The 18027-nt window shown below is 29.6% G+C and carries 13 protein-coding genes and 1 tRNA gene; 2 read left to right on the forward strand and 12 right to left on the reverse strand.

All coding sequences use genetic code 11. From position 1 onward, the window contains the following. The first annotated feature begins 50 nt into the window (after positions 1 to 50). A complete protein-coding gene (locus BLU40_RS07765; RefSeq protein WP_090121998.1) occupies positions 51 to 1352 on the forward strand; it encodes a glycerophosphodiester phosphodiesterase family protein in 1302 nt (433 codons plus the stop codon). A gap of 28 nt (positions 1353 to 1380) precedes the next feature. Further along, the gene (locus BLU40_RS07770) at positions 1381 to 2718 is read left to right on the forward strand and encodes an OprO/OprP family phosphate-selective porin (RefSeq protein WP_090122001.1); all 1338 of its coding nucleotides are present in this window, start codon (positions 1381 to 1383) and stop codon (positions 2716 to 2718) included. Between the two features lie 73 nt (positions 2719 to 2791). On the opposite strand, the gene trpB is transcribed toward BLU40_RS07770, so the two are convergent. The 12 genes from trpB to rfbB all read right to left on the reverse strand — a co-directional run bounded on the left by trpB (position 2792) and on the right by rfbB (position 18008). Continuing rightward, positions 2792 to 3997, reverse strand: a complete 1206-nt coding sequence (gene trpB, locus BLU40_RS07775) for a tryptophan synthase subunit beta (protein WP_090122003.1) — start codon at positions 3995 to 3997, stop codon at positions 2792 to 2794. 29 nt (positions 3998 to 4026) lie between these two features. Continuing rightward, positions 4027 to 5124 carry a methylmalonyl-CoA mutase family protein gene (locus BLU40_RS07780; protein ID WP_090122005.1) on the reverse strand — a complete coding sequence of 366 codons (1098 nt, stop codon included), beginning with the start codon at positions 5122 to 5124 and terminating at the stop codon, positions 4027 to 4029. After that, entirely contained in the window at positions 5114 to 6277 is a 1164-nt protein-coding gene (locus BLU40_RS07785) for a methylmalonyl-CoA mutase family protein (protein WP_090122007.1), read from the reverse strand. Before BLU40_RS07785 ends, BLU40_RS07780 begins: the two co-directional genes overlap by 11 nt. Positions 6278 to 6328: 51 nt before the next feature. Beyond that, positions 6329 to 6649 carry an FtsB family cell division protein gene (locus tag BLU40_RS07790; RefSeq protein ID WP_090122009.1) on the reverse strand — a complete coding sequence of 107 codons (321 nt, stop codon included), beginning with the start codon at positions 6647 to 6649 and terminating at the stop codon, positions 6329 to 6331. 1 nt (position 6650) lies between these two features. After that, positions 6651 to 7256, reverse strand: a complete 606-nt coding sequence (gene udk / locus BLU40_RS07795) for a uridine kinase (protein ID WP_090122012.1) — start codon at positions 7254 to 7256, stop codon at positions 6651 to 6653. A 145-nt stretch (positions 7257 to 7401) separates the two neighbouring features. Beyond that, a tRNA-Thr gene (locus BLU40_RS07800) sits at positions 7402 to 7475 on the reverse strand. Positions 7476 to 7632: 157 nt separating this feature from the next. After that, positions 7633 to 8646, reverse strand: a complete 1014-nt coding sequence (gene galE / locus BLU40_RS07805) for a UDP-glucose 4-epimerase GalE (RefSeq protein ID WP_090122014.1) — start codon at positions 8644 to 8646, stop codon at positions 7633 to 7635. 24 nt (positions 8647 to 8670) lie between these two features. Then, complete coding sequence (locus BLU40_RS07810; protein ID WP_090122017.1) at positions 8671 to 9117, reverse strand: response regulator; 447 nt, start codon at positions 9115 to 9117, stop codon at positions 8671 to 8673. Positions 9118 to 9127: 10 nt separating this feature from the next. Beyond that, complete coding sequence (locus BLU40_RS07815) at positions 9128 to 12937, reverse strand: PAS domain S-box protein (protein WP_090122020.1); 3810 nt, start codon at positions 12935 to 12937, stop codon at positions 9128 to 9130. 333 nt (positions 12938 to 13270) lie between these two features. Next, positions 13271 to 14824 carry a DUF4301 family protein gene (locus tag BLU40_RS07820; RefSeq protein WP_090122023.1) on the reverse strand — a complete coding sequence of 518 codons (1554 nt, stop codon included), beginning with the start codon at positions 14822 to 14824 and terminating at the stop codon, positions 13271 to 13273. A gap of 80 nt (positions 14825 to 14904) precedes the next feature. Then, on the reverse strand, positions 14905 to 16905 hold the full coding sequence (locus BLU40_RS07825) for an LruC domain-containing protein (RefSeq protein ID WP_090122025.1): 2001 nt from the start codon (positions 16903 to 16905) through the stop codon (positions 14905 to 14907). 47 nt (positions 16906 to 16952) lie between these two features. Next, the gene (gene rfbB, locus BLU40_RS07830; RefSeq protein ID WP_090122030.1) at positions 16953 to 18008 is read right to left on the reverse strand and encodes a dTDP-glucose 4,6-dehydratase; all 1056 of its coding nucleotides are present in this window, start codon (positions 18006 to 18008) and stop codon (positions 16953 to 16955) included. Positions 18009 to 18027 lie beyond the last annotated feature (19 nt).

An 18027-nucleotide genomic window follows, 5' to 3' on the forward strand; every position in this document is an offset into this window, starting at 1 on the left:
TAAATAAGAACAATTAATTAATAATAAATAAACCTTTAAATTAAATTTAGATGAATAAAATAAGTTTTAAAAAAGCCGTTGTTGGGGCTTTGGCAGTACTTTGTATTGGATTTGTGTCTTGCGATGAGGATACAAAAGATTACAATCAATACACCTATTATGAAGATATTGAATTAAAAGAATTAAGTGCAGAGGCAAAAGTTGTAAGAGATTACGTAAAGGCAGATGCAATTATTGCTCACCGTGGTTCTACTTTTTGGGCTCCTGAAGAAACAGAAGCAGCATTTAGATGGGCTAGAAATATGGGGGCAGATTATTTAGAAATTGACCTTCAAAGAACAAAAGATGGTTTTTTATTAGCGTTACATGATAATAACTTAAGAAGAACTTCAAACATTGAAAGTATTTTACCAGGTAGAGAAGATTTACCAGTTAGTGCATTTACATTAGCAGAATTAAGAATGTTAGATGCAGGTAGTTGGTTTAATGAAGATGTACCTGAAAATGCAAGAGTTTCTTTTGTAAATCAAAAAATATGTACGCTAGAGGAGGTGCTTAAATTTGCTGAAGGTTATAGAATTAAAAGAGATGCAGCAGGTGAGCCTGTAAAATTAAATGATGGTCCAAATTGGGAGGGATTGTACGAAATGGAAATAGATCCTCTTGATAATGGAAATAGACCAGGAGTATATGCAGAAACAAAAGAACCATATTTATTTGGAGGAATGGAAGAAGATTTAGCTGTTGCTTTAACTAAAATGGGATGGAATATTAATAGTCCTGAAACATTGTTGGAAGCTCCAGCTGGAGATGAAGGAAAAGTTGCTTATACAAACGGACGTTTTATATTACAATCTTTTTCAAGAGAATCAATTGTAAAATTAGAAAATGCACTACCAGGCGTGCCAAAATGTATGCTTTTATGGTTAAGCGAAAGTGCTGGTTATGTTAGACCAAGCAACACATTAGAATCTTTGGCAGAGTTTATCAACTTTTCTGTTGAGTATAACTGTCATATTGCTGGTCCTTCAATTGCTGGTAAGCCAAATAATTACCCAGATTTAACAGAGCCTTGGATGAATGAAATGTATCATAGAGCAGGTATGATTGTTCATGCATATTCATTTGATACTGAAGATCAATTAAGAAAATACAATGGTGATTACTACTATAATGGTGTGTCTCGTTTTGATGATCCTGCTAGAGAGGTTGTTGGAGATTTTAACTATGATGTAAACAAAAATATGTTTATAGATGGTGGATTTACAAATTTAACAGACTTGTCATTAAAGTATTACAATAGAGGAGAAGGTAAAACGGCTCAAGAAGTATTAAACGAATTAGGATATTAGTATTAAAACATTCATAAGAAAAGATATAATGAAAAAAATATATTTTACATTGTTAACTATAGGATTGGTGTTAACAAGTGCAATCGGTCAAGAAAAACAACCATTATTGAATATTAGCGAACACGGAATTATGTTAAATTCTGAAGATAGTAAAATTCAAGTTGGTTTTAATGGTAGAATTTATATGGATGGGGTGCATTATTTTGATGATGTAACTGATTTAAGTTCTGACGTTTCAATAAGTGATGTTCGTTTAGGAACTACAGTAATGTGGGATAAATGGCAAGTTAAAATTAATGTAGGTTTTGGAGATGAAGAATTGTGTGTAAAAGATGCTTTCTTAAGATATTTTCAAAAAGAAAACAGTTACTTTACTGTAGGTAATTTTTATGAGCCTTTTGGTATTGAAGCTTCGGCATCAAGTAAAGATTTAAGATTTATTGGCCATTCTAATACTACAATTGCTTTAGGAATTGGAAGAGGAATTGGTGTTGGATATAACTATTTTACAGACAAGTTTTATGGAGCAACTGGTTTATATGCAGGTTCAATTGAAAATGACCATAAAGGAGATCAAGGCTTTAGTACTACAACTAAATTAGCTTATACTCCAATTGTAAACGATAATTTAACATGGCAGGTAGGTGCTTCTTTTTCTTACCGTAAACCAGAAGCAAACGGGTTTAGTGAAGATTTTAATGATGATGATTATAATAGAGAGGTTACATTTGCTGCAGGTCCAGAAGAATTATTTTTAAATGGAGTAGTGGAAGGAGCTCAAAGCGAAATAAAATATAATTTCCAAACAATGTTATTGGCTAAATCTTTCCTTTTTCAAGGAGAGTATACAAGATCTAAAGTAGCTAGAGATGAGGATTATGTATCTCAGTTAATGAAAGATCAACCATTAGATTATGTAACTTATGTTTGGCCGGTTGCTCCTGGGGATTACCCAGCTTGGTATGGTGATATGAAAGATGTTACAACTGAGGCATATTACGCTCAAATTGGATTTTTATTAGGAGATGAATATTCATATAATTCAGCTACTTCTTATGTGAATAGAGCAAAACCAGGAACATATGAGTTTGTTGTACGTTACGATAACACAAACTTAAATGATATTGATGGTACTTATTTTAATGGTGCTTATGGACCAGCAGATTTAGGTGCTGCTTTAACTGGAGCAGGAAACAAAAGTGTTGCAGGTGGTAAGGCAGAAACGTTTAGTGCTGCTGTAAACTATTATGTGAGTGATAATATTATGTTTAGATTAAATTATAGTTTAATGGATGTTGATAATATTAACTTTCCATTAGATGATAAAGTAGGATTTTTAAATGCAAGAGTACAAGTAAGCTTTTAATAGTTTATGAATTTAATGTGTATAAAAAAACCTGTAATGAAAATTACAGGTTTTTTCTTTTAAATATGTTTTTTTATTCAGGAACACCGTAGTTTTCAATTACATAATCTAAATCTTTATCTCCTCTACCACTTAAATTTACAAGAATAGATTGTTTAGGATTTTCCTTAGCTAGTTTTAAAGCATAAGCAACGGCATGCGAACTTTCAAGAGCTGGAATAATACCTTCTAATCTGCTTAATTCAAAAAAGGCATCTATACATTCTTTGTCTGAAATACTATCGTAGGTTACTTTATCTAAGTCTTTAAGCATACTATGTTCAGGTCCAACACCAGGGTAATCTAATCCACTAGCAATTGAATGAACTGGAGCAGGCTCTCCATTTTCATCTTGTAACATATAGCATTTAAATCCGTGAATAACTCCAGGTTTTCCTAAGGTCATTGTTGCAGCGTGATCTCCTAATGTATCTAATGATTTTCCTCCGGGTTCTATACCAAATAATTTAGATTCATCGTCATTTAAAAATGCAGAAAACATTCCAATAGCGTTACTACCACCTCCTACACAGGCAACCACATTGTCTGGTAATTCACCAGTCATTTCAAAAAATTGATCTTTAGCTTCAATACCTACAATTCTCTGAAAATCACGAACCATCATAGGAAACGGGTGTGGGCCAACAACAGATCCAATACAGTAAATAGAATTAACAGGGTCTTTTAAATAAGCTTCAAAAGCACTATCTACAGCTTCTTTTAATGTTTTTAAACCGTGAGTTGCAGGAACAACTTTGGTTCCTAAAACTTTCATACGTTGTACGTTTGGATATTCTTTAGCAATATCAACTTCACCCATATGAATTTCACATTCTAATCCGAAATAAGCAGCAGCAGTAGCTAAAGCAACTCCGTGTTGCCCGGCTCCAGTTTCAGCAATTAATTTCTTTTTACCCATATATTTAGCTAAAAGAGCTTCTCCCATACAGTGGTTTAATTTGTGTGCGCCAGTATGATTTAGGTCTTCACGCTTTAAATATATTTGTCCGCCATATTTTTGAGACAACCTATTACAGTGGTATACAGGAGTAGGTCTGCCTTGAAAATGTTTACGAATGTCACGTAGTTCAGCAATAAATTTATGAGACTTGCTTATGGCAAAATAAGCATCATTAATTTTTTTCATTTCTTCTTCAAGTTGTGGTGGTATAAAAGCGCCTCCATACTCATTATAAAAACCATCTTTGTTAGGGTAATTTTTAAAATAATTTGCTGACATATTGTATTGTTTTATAGTGGTAATTTAATTTATTGTTCAATAATTTCGTTTATTTCATCTAAAATAGCTTTTTTTTCGGCTTTTTTAATAGCTAAGTCTATAATATTTGGGTTGCCATTGTATATAGTTTCTTTTGCTTTCGATTTTTGAAGTTCTAAAAATAAATTCCAAGTATTGATACTAATATTTTTAGTGTATTCTTCAACAATAGTTGAGCCTCCCCAAGGGTCTACAGTTTTTGAAATATAAGTATGATGTTTTATAAAGTTTGTATCTTTTTTTGTTGAAATAATACTTTGTACTCCTCCAGTTATTGCTGTAATTCCATCATTTAAATTATTATTTATAACGTGAATTTTTAAAGCTTGTGAAGAAGCAGATATAGCAGGGAAAAGAGAAGTTAGTTTTGCCCATAAAAACCTTGCTGCTCTATATTTAGCGATTTCAGTAGGGTAACTTTTTTCAATATTCCAATTAAATGAAATTTTTGAAGCTAAAGTATTAATTTTTGAATTTTCATTTTTTAGAAGGTTAAAATTTATGTAGCTCTCAAAAAGTAGGTTACTTAGTTCTTTTTCAATGGTGTTTTCAAAGTTATTAGCTATAGAAATATTCCAATTAAGTTTAGATTTATTAGCTAAATAAGTTAATAATAAGTTGAGTTCTTTTTTAGTTCTTTGAGAGTGTAAATTATGTAAAAATGTAACATTTAAATCTTCTGGATTGTAACCTAGTTTATTTATTGTTAAAGAAAATATTGCAAAATAAGCAAGCGAGTAGTAGTCTGTTTTTAAGGTAATATTGATTTTATTTAGAGGTACACTGTTAAATAAAATGGTCATTTCTTCTGTAGAATTAACTTTTATTCCGGTATTGTTATCAGTATTTAAGTAAAATATAAAGTTAGTGTTTCCTTCTTCTATTTTTTGTTTTAAAACTGTGTTAGCTTTATTAGGTGAGGAGTTTTCAATAAGAGTGTTACTAATCCAATCTTGTTGAACGTACATTGTAGAGTTTATTCCTCTTAAAAATGGAGGAACACCAGCAATATAGTTTTCGTGTTCAAACTGTGTGTTTTTTTCTTTTTGAACTTCAATTTTTAGGTTCGAAAAATTTTTACGCTTCATTTTTCAAACTTTTAGGTGTTAACGGAATAATAAGGGTTTTTAACCCTGTTGTTTTGTTGGTGGTTAAAGTTGTTAAATGCTCTTTGTTGGCGTTTTCTTTTATTTTTCGTTGAATTGTACCTTCTTTTAATTGTTTTAAAAACCCACCACTTTTTTCTATGTCTTTAAAAATGTTTAGTGCTTTTTCAGCAAATTGTTTAGTTATAGATTCAATATAATTAGAATTTGTAGCAACGATTTTTAATTCTTCAATTTCAGAAATATCTTTGTTTTCTATTTCCAAATTTGAAGAAAAAATAGTGCTTCCACCAATTATTGAGCTTGAATACGTGCTTTCTAAATTGTTGTTATAAATTGAGCTTGCCTCACTGTTAATTATTGGTGTTGCTTTGGTGTTGTATTCAGCTAAAATTAAATTGAATAAATAGCGAAATGCTCTAAGTTTAGAAATTTCAAAAAAGAAATTAGAGCCTATTGAAAAATTGAATTGGAGTTTATCCGCTATTTTCTCTCCATAATATGTTAGGTACTCGTTTGTATGTGCTAGTGCGTAAGCTATTTCTTGAACAGCGTTGGCACCTGCATTATGGTATACACTAGCATTAACATTTATGTAAAAGTTTGCGTTGCTATTAGCTAGGTTTTCAAGAGTTTTAAAATCAACTGTTAGTGAGTTGTGCCAATTACCTCTTTCAGCAAGATTACCAATAATATCAAACGTAAAATAGAAGTTTTCTTCTTTTAAAACTTCAGCAAGGTTACTAATAAAATCAACTTGTAAAATGTTGAATTCGAAATAGAATTCAATGTTTTTATTTAATAAGTTTTTAAATAAAAGATGTGTGTTAAAAGGTTTATTAACAGTAAACTTTAATGTTTTAATGTTGTTGTTAATTGCTTTTACAGCTTCTTTATTGTTTTTAATTTCTGTTGAAACTATTATGGATTTACAGGTTTTAAAGTCTGTATTTGTTTTAGGTATATTTATTTTTTCAAAACTATCTAAATGGTAAAAAGGTTTTATGGTTATGCCTTCGTTAGTTTCAGTTAGTAGTGTTTTGTTGTAATCTGCACCATCCAATTCAAACTGAATTTTTTGTTTCCAAGCAGCTGAAGAACTTGGTTCAAAATAATTAGTTATAGGCTTATCCATTGGGTTGGTGTGTTTAATAAAAAAAAGAGAGATTTTAAGTTAGAATGTTGCTTATTTCTTTTTTAAAGTATCATATTCTATTAAGTAAATATCTTCATTTTCTTTCTTCATTTTGTATTCTTCTCTTGCAAACTTTTCTAAATCTTCTTTATTTTGAAGTTTATCTATAAGTTCTTTATCTTTTTTAATTTCAGAATTGTAATATTCTTTTTCGTTTTTTAGCTTTTTAATCTCTTTATCAAATTCTCTATGATTTAAATAAGAGTTTTCATCCAAAAAAAACATCCAAACTAAAAATACAGATATAATTAAAACATACCTGTTGGTAATTAGCTTAATAATGGGTTTATTTTTGAATTGTTTAAAAGTCATATTATAATTTGTTGCTAATAACAGTTCTAACAATATCAATAGCTACAGTATTGTATCTATCGTTTGGAATAATAATATCTGCATAATTTTTTGTAGGCTCAATAAATTGCTGATGCATTGGTTTTAATGTGTTTTGATAACGAGTAAGTACTTCGTTAACATCTCTTCCACGTTCAGTAATATCCCGTCTAACACGTCTAATTAATCTTTCGTCAGCATCGGCGTGTACAAATATTTTAATATCGCATAAGTCGCGTAAACGTTTACTGTTAAAAATTAAAATTCCTTCAACAATAATAACTTTTCTTGGGTGTGTAATTAATACATCCGAAGTTCGGTTATGAGTTACAAAAGAATAAACAGGTTGGTTAACAATTTTATTGTGCTTTAATTCATCAACATGTTCTACCAATAAATCAAAATCAATAGCTTTTGGATGGTCGAAATTTATTTTTGTACGTTCTTCATAAGAAAGTCCTTGGGTTTCTCTATAATAAGAATCCTGAGAAATAACACAAACTTCATCCGCAGGAAGTTCGTTTAAAATTTGATTTACAACAGTAGTTTTTCCACTTCCTGTTCCTCCAGCAATACCAATTATTAACATAAAATTGTTTTAAGTACGCAAATTTAATGAATCTAAATTTGTAGAAAACCTACTTTCAAAAATATTTTAAAATTTTATAAAAAAATTGTGTAGAAATTTACTTTTTAGGCATAAAAAAACCTTATCAAATCTGATAAGGTTTTTGAGCCGATGGAGGGACTCGAACCCACGACCTGCTGATTACAAATCAGCTGCTCTAGCCAGCTGAGCTACATCGGCCTGTGCTTTTAATTTTAAAGCGATGCAAATATAATGAAAGATTTTAAATCCGCAACTTTTTTTTATTGCTATTTTAATAGAAATATACCCTTGAGATGTATGCTTTTAATAATCAAAAAGTTATACTATATTATTTTTAAATAATTGTACTATGTTTCTATTTACATTCCCATTTCCAAGCAGATAATAGCGCGTCTTTTAAATTAAATTTAGCTTCCCATTGCAATATAGAATTTGCTTTGTTTGTATCTGCATAAGCTGAAATTACATCACCTTCTCTTCGTTCAACTATTTTGTAATTTAATTTCTGATTAGATACTTCTTCAAAAGAGCTAATTACTTCTAGTACAGAGCTTCCTTTACCGGTTCCAATATTAAATACTTCAAAATTTTCTTTATTAGATCCATTAATTAGCCTTGTAAGAGCCATAACATGCGCTTTGGCTAAATCCACAACGTGTATATAATCTCTTATACAGGTACCATCATTTGTTGGGTAATCATCTCCAAATACCGATAATTGTTCCCTTTTACCTATAGCTGTTTGTGTAATAAAAGGAACTAAATTTTGAGGTGTGCCCGATGGTAATTCTCCAATTTTTATCGATTCATGAGCACCTATTGGATTAAAATATCTTAAAGCAATAGCATTTAAGTTTGGTGTTACTCTACAAGTATCTATAATTATTTCTTCGCCAATTTGTTTGGTGTTTCCGTAAGGAGATTCGGCTTTTTTTACTGGAGCAGATTCCTTTACTGGAAGTGAGTCTGCTTGGCCATAAACTGTACAAGATGAACTAAAAATGAATGATGTGGTTTCTTTCTTTTGAAGTTCTTGTAATAGATAAATTAGCGTGTTTAGGTTATTTTCGTAATACAATAAAGGGTTTTCAACGCTTTCTCCTACAGCTTTTGAAGCGGCAAAGTGAATTACTCCATTAATATCATGATGTCTTTTAAAGAAATCAACTACTAATGGTTTATCTCTTAAGTCAAACTCCTCAAAAATAGGTTTAACACCAGTAATATCTGTGATGCCTTTTAAAACATCTTTAGTAGAATTTGAGAGGTTGTCTATAATAACTACCTCAAAACCTTCATTTTGAAGTTCCACAACTACGTGTGAGCCAATGAAGCCTAACCCACCAGTTACTAATATTTTTTTTCCCATTGTATTTGTATTTAAATGTAATTTTTAAATTTTTCTAAGTGATGGAGGAAATTTCATTTCTTCTTTCAACCTAAACAACTCTTCAGATTGCTTTTTTAACTTAATGTGAGTTTTTATTCTAGCCAAAAGCTCATCGCTATTAAATGGTTTTGTTGCAATATCTGCTCCACCACAGCCAAAAACTTTTTGAATAACTTCATTGTCTGTATGAGCTGTTAAGAAAATAATTGGAATTTCTGAATTAGTACTATTTTCTTTAATTCTTTTGAAAGTTTCAAAGCCATCGATTTCAGGCATTTGTATGTCAAGAAGTATTAAGTCAGGTTTTGATTTTTCTAAAATACTTAAAGCAGCCAATCCACTTTTTGCCATTCTAAACTCATAACCTGCAGCTTCTAAAACTAGTGCTACAACTTTTAAATTAATGGGGTTGTCATCAATAATTAAAATTCTGTCTTTTGCTCTATTCATGATTCTTAATTTAGGGGTTTAACCATTTAATAAGGTCTTCAAATTCCATTTCTTTAATGTAATTATCTATATCTATAAATGATTTGTTTGTTTCGTTTTCTAGTTCAGCTAGAAGGTTTTCAAGTAATAAGAAATCTCCTTCTTCTGCTGCATTGATAAACTTTTCTTTTAATTCTTTTGGAACTTCTGAAACGTTTCCGGTATGGATTTCTACTTTTTTTTGTTCTTCATAAACAAATTTAACATTTCCTTTATCAACCATTTCAGCTAATAAATCTACAAAGTTTACCGGTTTTTTAATAAAAACTGTTGCGCCAATTTTCATTACTTCTTGTTGTTCGGACTCTAATGCACTTGCGCTTATAATAAAAATTTTAACATTATGATCTCCACGTAATTTTAATATTTCTCGTGTAGCTTCAATACCATTTAATTTTGGCATTACTACATCTAATAATATTATGTCTGGTTTCCAATTTTTATACAGCTCAATAGCTTCTAATCCATTTTCTGCTTGTTTAATATCAAATCCTAAGGGCGCAAATTTTTGAAATAAAATATCTCTGTTCTCAAAGCGATCATCAACAATGGCCAGTTTTAATCCTTTCATTTCAGGAGCTAAACCTACAACCTTTAATTCTTTTGTTTCTTCGTTTTCGTTATTTTGCTCGCTTTCTTCATATTTAAATTCAAAGATAAATTCAGATCCTTTTCCATATTCACTTTCAATAGTAATATCGCCTTTCATTAATTTAGAAAACTTTTTACTAATTGCTAAACCTAATCCAGTACCTCCACTAACTCTTTTTCCTTTTTGCGCTTGTTCAAAGGGTTTAAAAACATTGTCTTGTTCTTCTTTTAAAATACCAATACCACTATCCTTAACACTAACTCTGATAAAATTATTTTCTAAATTCTCAACTAAAATTTGAACAGAGCCTTTAGGGGTAAATTTTATTGCATTACCAACAAGGTTAATAATTACTTGTCTAATTTTAGCCTCATCACCAAAAATTATTTCTGGAATACAATTAACATGTTCTATACCTAGTTGAATGTTTTTTTGAGCTGCTTTAAATTTAAAAAGCTTTTCAACTTCTTTAAGTAGGAAAGTAAAATTAAAATCTGCATTTTTTAATGTTATTCTTCCAGCTTCTATTTTAGACATATCTAAAATATCATTTATTAACGCTAACAAATGTTCACCACTTCTATTAATAGTTTTTAAGTTTTCGTACTGAATATTTGTTAAATTAGTGTCATCTTGTAATAGTTGAGAATATCCTAAAATTGCATTTAATGGAGTTCTAATCTCATGACTCATATTTGATAAAAACACCGATTTTGAAAGATTTGCTGAAATAGCTTCTTCTGTGGCTTGTTTTAATTTTTCGGTTGATTTTAAACGTTTTGTAATGTCTACCGAAGTACCAATGGTACCTATTATATTATTGTTTTGATCTATAAAAGGTAACTTATTAGTGCTAAAAACAACTTCTTCACCATTATCAATAAATTTTTCGAGATATCTTAATTTTGGAATCCCAGAGTTTATGATCTCTAGTTCATCTTTTCTTGTTTTGTCTGCTACTTCTTTATCGTTCCAGTCATAATCAGTTTTACCTATAACGTCTTTGTCGCTTTTAAAATTTATTCCTTTATAATAAGATTCGTTACAGCCTAAAAATTTAGATTCTCTATCTTTCCAAAAAACTCTTATTGGAATATTGTCTAATACTTTTCTTAAAACTTCTTTAGATAAGGCTAATTCTTTTTCTTTTTCAATGCGCTCAGTAATATCTTCAGATACTCCTAAAATACCTATTACATCTTTATTGTCATTAAAAAAAGGAACTTTGCTTGTTAAAACACTTTGTGTTTTATTTGTTTTGTTTATAACTTCAATATATTTAAGTTTTGGTTGAGCTTGACTCATGATTTCAATTTCACTAGCTCTAAACCTTTCCGCATCTTTTTTTAAGTGTACATCAAAATCAGTTTTACCAATAACATCTTCTTCTTTGTTTAGGCCCATTTCTTTTAGGTATGCATTATTACAGCCTAAAAATTTAGATTCTCTATCTTTCCAATAAATTCTTACAGGTATATTGTCTAAAATTTTTCTTAAGAGTTCTTTAGACATTGCTAGTTCTTTTTCTTTTTCTATACGTGCAGTAATATCTTCTGAAGTTCCAATAATTCCAATTACGTTGTTGTTTTCATCATAAAACGGTAATTTGCTTGTTGAAGTCCAAGTTTTTTTTCCATTTATGATACTAGAAGATTGGAAATTTAATTTAGGTTTACCACTTAACATAATTGCTAAATCGTCCTTTCTGAATTTTTCAGAATCTTTTTTGTTACAAAAGTCTGAATCATATTTGCCTATTAATTCAGTTTCATGTTTGAATGAGTTAGATTTTAAAAAGGAATTATTACAACCTAGAAATTTTGAATCTTTATTTTTCCAAAATACATTTATTGGGATATTATCAAGAACTTTTCTTAAAATTTCTTTAGAAATTGCTAACTCTTCATCTTTTTTCTTTTGTAAGGTTATATCTTCTTTAATTGCTAAGTAATTGGTAATAACATTGTCAGAATTTTTAATAGCAGTAATAACAGCACGTTCCCAATAAATTTCACCTTTTTTATTTTTATTTTGAAATTCCCCTTTCCATTCTTCACCAGATGTAATGGTTTTCCATAAGTTAGAATAATATTTCTTGTCCTGTATTCCAGAATTTAATATTCTTGGATTTTGACCAATAGCCTCCTCTTTTGAATAACCTGTGGTTTCTGTAAATTTAGCATTTACATATTCAATTTTACCTTCTGTATTTGTTATTACTATGGTATTAGCACTTTGGTAAACGGCTTGCGAAAATTTTCTTAATTCAAAGTTTTTTTTATGTCTCCAAATTGTTTCACTAATATGAGATGAAACTAGTTCTAATAGTTTAATATCACCTTGCTCAAATGCATTTTCATTATCATAACTTTGTACAACTATAGCTCCTATAGCTTCATTATCAATAATTAAAGGAACACCTAGCCAAACCTTAGAAGGTGTACCAATTAATTCAATTTTACCAGCAGCCTCAAGCTTTTTTAATTCTTTTAAACCAAGTAATAGAGGTTTTTTATTTTTTATTAAATAACCTGTTGTAGTTTTTCCTATTGGAAATTCTTCGTCAGTTTCTTCCCCAGAAATATATGGTATTGAAATTGTTTCTTTACCTTTATTATAGTAGGCTATATAAGAATTAGAGACATCTATCAGCTTTCCTAATTCGCTAATAATATATGTACTATATTCTTTTAAGTTTTCAAGCTGATATACGTGTTGTGCTATATTTAAAAGAACTTCTTGTATATCTTTTGCTCTTTTTGCTTCAGTAACATTTTTTATAATACCTTCGTAATATAATAGCTCTCCTGCATCATTTTTTATTTCTTTACCATGATTTTCAACCCAAATAGTTGAACCATCTTTTTTATAAAGTTGATGCCATATTTTTTCTTTTTCAGAAAAGTGATCAAGTACTTTTTGTCTGTTACTATAATCAACATATAATTTGTTTCTTACGTCAATTGCTAATAATTCTTCTTTAGAATCGTAACCTAGCATTGTTACTAAGGCTGTATTAGCATATAGTGCAGATCCATTTGGGGCAGTTCTATAAATACCATCTAATGAACAATTAAATAAATTTTGATATTTATTTACTGAAGATTCTAAAACAGAAATTTTCTCTTCCTGTTTTTTTAATAAAGCTAACAAATCATATTTTGATTTGTGTGAGGTTTCTATACTCATGGTAATTTATTTTAGTAGGGTTTTGTAAAATACCATTTACAAGTGTAAATATACTGTTTATACTTGTAACTATACCAAATGTACGATTTTTTTTTATAAATTAAATGTTATTTATAATAATTATTATTAAAATGTTTAATTAGTATTATGTATTGTTTATTATATAGTAAGCTTTAGTTATTTTAATTTTAAATGATAAAAACACAGAGAGTAGCATCAAATTTATATATTCTCTAGCCTTATTATTTATTGCTTTATAAAAAATATTTTTATAACCTCAAAAACTAGGTAGAATATAGATATTTGCGAACTATTAGCTGTCTTTAATAATTATTAAATAAGATAATCTTTTTCATAAAGATGCTCTTTTTTTAATAAGTCATTTACGGTTTTTACTGGTGCAAATGTTGAAATAGGTACTTCAACAAATACGGTATTCCAATTTGCCATAGCGCCATTCCATAAACCAGGTAGCTCAAGTGCTTTTAAATCTCTTCCTTTTAAAGATTTTTGACTAATAAAACCTGTGTTAGGATCTGTGTATTTGTTTAAATCAAATTGTTCTCCCTTATGGTTGCTAAGAGAACATACTAAGTCAACAGGATTAAAATGTGTAGCCTTTTTCATTAAATCCTTTTTATCTTCATCAATTTGAGAACTTTCTACAATTTGTAAAGACACAGAATTATCTTCGTTTTCAACCCAAAAAGGGCCACCTCCAGGCTCACCTTCATTTTTAACCATTCCACAAACTCTTATTGGGCGATTTAACTTATTGGTTAGAAATTTAATTTGCTCTAATTCAGGTAGTTTGTCGAAAGCTTCGGGTAATTTATTATTTAAACCGTTAGCTACAAAATTTTTGGCGTTATTAATATATTTTGTAGCATTAGGTTTATTTAGTTTATTAAGCCAACTAAAGGTTTCTTCTCTAAGTTTTATTAGTAAACCTGCTAAGGCTTTTTTATATAATATTGTGTCTTGCTTTATTCTATCTTGAACTACGTTGTCTATATTTTTTACAAAAACTAAATCTGCAGAAATCTTATTCAAATTCTGAAGCAAAGCTCCATGGCCGCCTGGTCTATAAACAATATCTCCTTTTTCATCTCTAAATGGATTATTATCTAAATCAACTGCTACAGTATCTGTATTAGGATTTTGTATGCTGAAATTGATATTATATTTTATTTTAAATATATTCTCATACTTACCAACAACTTCATTAATATGTGTTTTAAATAATTTTAAATGGTTTTCAGATACCGTAAAATGTAAATTTACCTTTTTTTCGCTTCTAGCATACTTAGCGCCTTCTATTAAATGTTCCTCAACCGGAGTTCTAGTCTCGTTCTCTTGTTTATGAAACTTTAAAAGTCCCTTAGGTAAGTTTGCATAATTTAAGCCTTCTTCAGTTAATAAACTTTTTAATAAGCTTAAAATATCTTTACGATTTGCAATATCTTCAAAACTAGATTTTTTAGAGTTTAACGCATTGTTTAAATCATTAAAAAAAGCAAAATTCCTAATGTTTTGATACATATGGTAGAAGGAACCAATATTTTGATTTTCCATAAGTTTCAAATAATCTTCTTCACTTCCTTTATAAGAGTTTAAAATTTCAAATAAATTTTTAAACATTCGAGAAGCAGCTCCAGACGCAGGAACAAACTTTACCATTTTTAGTTGTTTCGAATTATCCTCGTAATAATTTACTAGCTGTGATAACTCGTTGTTTTGTATGGCTTTAATTCCATTGTTAACTGTAGCGGCTTTTATTATTTTTAATGAAGGGTAACCTTGCTTAAATCGGTTTATTTGCTCATTTACTATTTGTTCAGTTAAGCCCTTTTCATTAATTTTATTTATATCTTTTTTTAAAAGCATATTCTAATATTGGTTTGTTTAGGTGTGCCAATCTATAATTTATTAAATATAAAATTGCAATTTTTTAAATTAAAGTTTATTTAATTGTTTATTTTATTTTCGTTTCTATATCCAGCACTATCTTTATACCAATCATCATAATTTAAACCTCCTGATTCAGCCCAAGTACTGAAAAAATTATAAGCTTCTGTTATGTCTACTTTTTCGTTAGGAACTTTAAAATCATGAATAATACTTATAGCCCAAGGGAACCCATTTTCTGAAATAAAGTTACCATCTGGATCTTTGTTTATGCCATTAAAATCAGAGCTTTGGCTTCCTAAGCTAGTCAGGTTCATATATGGTAAATGAATTTCTCTTTCCCTTGCTTTATTTATTATAATAAAAGGGTTGAAAGGAGCAACGCCTAATTCAGTTGTACTTATTGGATCTGCAAAATTAATAGAAATAGTTGTTTCTGTCAATATATTATCAACATCGTCAGCTAAAATAATAACTGCATTTTCTTGACCTGCTTCAGTTCCGTTAGAATTTAAGTTAATAAAGTTCTGTGTATAAACAGGACCAGTAACACTTTCAATTTTAGAAGGGTCTAAGCCTTCAATTTCAAATCCAATACCATTAGTATATCCTGCACCATTAGCTTTTATATTACATATAAACTCTAAACGAACAGCTAAATTGTCTGAATTTAAAACAGCAATGGCTTGATAGCTTAAAGCTGCATCATTAAAATCATAGTCACCATTTGATGGCCATAAATCTTCAAAAGCAATTGTACCTTTTCCGTATTTACTTGGAGTAAAAGACTCAAAAGCAGCTTCAGCATCATCAGGGTATGCATCATCTATATCTAAAATACCATCTCCATCAGTATCTGTAGTATCTACAATGTCCGAATAGACTCTAAAAGTTGTTAAATCATTTATTGCCCTTCCATAATCGGTGCTATTATTAGCGCTGGTACCGTAATTGTATTGCCAACCACCTGTTTGAGTATCCATAATAATTAAATCTGAACTACTTGAATTGTCTGCTAACCATAGCTCCTGATTAGAATCAAAAGTCATGGATGTTGGTTTAAAAGGTAGGTTGTCTGCACTTATTCTAGTGGCTTGGTAATCATTATTTACATCTAATTCTAATTTATACAAGCCAGAAAACGTACACATATAAAGTGTGCCATCGTCAGCAAAAGCTAAATCACCACCGCTTGTACTATCAAGACCTATTATATTCCAAGTATTTAGATTAGCACCACTAGAAGGGGTAAAGGTGTAAAGCTTGTTTTTAGTAGAAAAATATAATAACCCATCAGTTGTATTATAATCTAGTCTAGGACCTCCTATTCCAAGGTTAGCTACAGTTTCCCAAGTATCATCTGTAATTGAATATTTCATTAATGGATATGGGCTACTTTTACCTATGGAATATAATACTTTATTTTCTTGATCAATTGCACATGTCCAACTACCCATTGGCATTGCTGATATATCTGTAAGCTCACCTGTTGAAGGATCTACAAGAAATAATTGACCAGAGCCATTTACACAATACAAATAATCTGTTACACTTTGAATTCCAAAAGATTTTCCAGACGGTTTAGATTGAACGAAATTATAAGTTACCTCTTGATTAGTAATATTAGCTATTGATGAAGAAAAATTTAGATTCTCGTTTCTTCGGATATATACTTTATTGTAATATTTTGGTAGGTTTATAGTTTGCTTTAGTTCTCCATTGTTTGGAACACCACTAAATATTAATTTTTCCATTACTTCTGATTTATAAACAGTTTCAGTTACTGTTTCACCAGATTCATCTTCATAAGTTTCAGTTCCTGCATCATAGAGTTCATCAGTATATGCGTAAACATCATATTTTGCATAATCTGTATTGTCTATAATATTAATAGTTACATCGTGAGAAGTGCTAAAGTCAAATCCGTTAGGGATAGATAATGAAATTGAAGTATCATCGATCTCTTCTATTATTTCTTTTTCAACTTCACCTAGACTACAGCTGGTAAGTAATAATATAATAAAACCAAATTTTAATAAATTAATTGTTTGTGATTTCATAATGTAGGGTTTAAGAATTAAATAGTTTTTTTATTTATTGTTTCAATTTAGTTAGTATACATTTCTGCATAATATTGTTCATAAGCACCAGAAGTAATGTTCTCCATCCACTCTTTGTTTTCTAAATACCATTTTACAGTTTTTTCAATTCCTTCTTCGAATTGTAAAGAAGGTTCCCAACCTAATTCTTCTTTTAATTTTGTGGCATCGATGGCATAACGAGCATCATGTCCTGCACGGTCGGTTACATAAGTGATTAATTTATTAGAAGTACCTTTAGGTCTTCCTAATAAACGGTCTGTGGTTTCAATTAAAACTTTTATCAAGTCAATATTTTTCCATTCGTTAAAACCACCAATGTTATAAGTTTCTCCTAGTTTTCCTTTTGAAAAAATAACATCAATGGCACGTGCATGGTCATTTACAAATAACCAATCTCTTACATTATCTCCTTTACCATACACTGGAAGTGATTTGTTATTACAAATATTGTTGATAAATAGTGGTATTAATTTTTCAGGAAATTGATAAGAACCGTAATTATTAGAACAATTTGAGATTACGGTTGGTAATCCATAGGTGTCATGAAAAGCTCTTACAAAATGGTCTGAAGATGCTTTTGAAGCTGAATAAGGAGAATGTGGGTCGTAAGCCGTAGTTTCTAGAAAGAAACCTTCTTCACCTAAGGACCCATATACTTCATCGGTAGAAACATGATAAAATAATTTACCTTCAAAATTACCTTCCCAAGCCAACTTTGCAGTTTGTAATAAGCTTAATGTACCCATTATATTAGTTTGGGCAAATGAAAAAGGATCTTTAATTGAGCGATCTACATGAGATTCAGCAGCTAAATGAATTACGTTGTTAATTTGGTGTTTTGTAAATATTTTCTGCACTTTATCAAAATCACAAATGTCACATTTTACAAATGTATAGTTTGGCATATGTTCAACATCCTTTAAATTTGCTAAGTTTCCAGCATAAGTTAAAGAATCCATATTTATAATGTTGTATTCAGGGTATTTATTAACTAATAAACGTACCAAATGTGAGCCTATAAAACCGGCTCCTCCAGTTACTAAAATGTTTTTATTTTTCATTTTTATATTTTTTTATTTA

The organism is Lutibacter oricola (genome assembly GCF_900106565.1).
Lineage (GTDB): Bacteria > Bacteroidota > Bacteroidia > Flavobacteriales > Flavobacteriaceae > Lutibacter > Lutibacter oricola.